The sequence below is a fragment of the Marinifilum sp. JC120 genome (assembly GCA_004923195.1).
In the GTDB taxonomy this organism is placed as follows: domain Bacteria; phylum Desulfobacterota; class Desulfovibrionia; order Desulfovibrionales; family Desulfovibrionaceae; genus Maridesulfovibrio.
This window is the reverse complement of the sequence record RDSB01000190.1, coordinates 1-457: the sequence shown is the minus strand read 5'-3', so window position 1 is coordinate 457 and position 457 is coordinate 1. Positions and strand designations below refer to the sequence as shown.

At 39.1% G+C, this 457-nt stretch carries 1 protein-coding gene; it reads left to right on the top strand.

The features are described 5' to 3' along the window. Positions 1-268 (top strand): DNA-binding protein (locus D0S45_20845; protein TIH04851.1); only part of this gene is annotated, 268 nt, incomplete at its 5' end. Between the last annotated feature and the right edge of the window lie 189 nt (positions 269-457).

Here is a 457-nt window from a genome sequence, read left to right as displayed (position 1 = left end):
TTTTATTGAACTAATCAAGTCAATAAAAAAACTTATCAAGAAAATCGAAGAACTAGTCACAGCGTACAAGGAAAACAATCCAGCCGATAACCTCTACAAAGAATGGCTCGACGGTCAGGATGTCTGCAACATGYTACACATAGGAGTACGCACCCTTCARAAGTAYAGGTCAGAGGAAACCATACCTTACACSCACATAGGAGGGAAAATCTTTTACAATGTCCACGATATWGARAAACTACTGGAAAAGAACTATCRCAAGGACTAGAGTTAATAACCTAAAAAACCAAAAACATGAATTTAAAAATTTTGGATACCCTGCTGACATCGGTCGGCGGGGTCATCAACAAGCTTGTGTGCAGTAGCAACGACAAGAACAAGTTAAAATCCGAGTTAACCACGGTAATCCTAAGACATTACGATCAGATGTACCACCTACAGAAAGAGATCATCATCT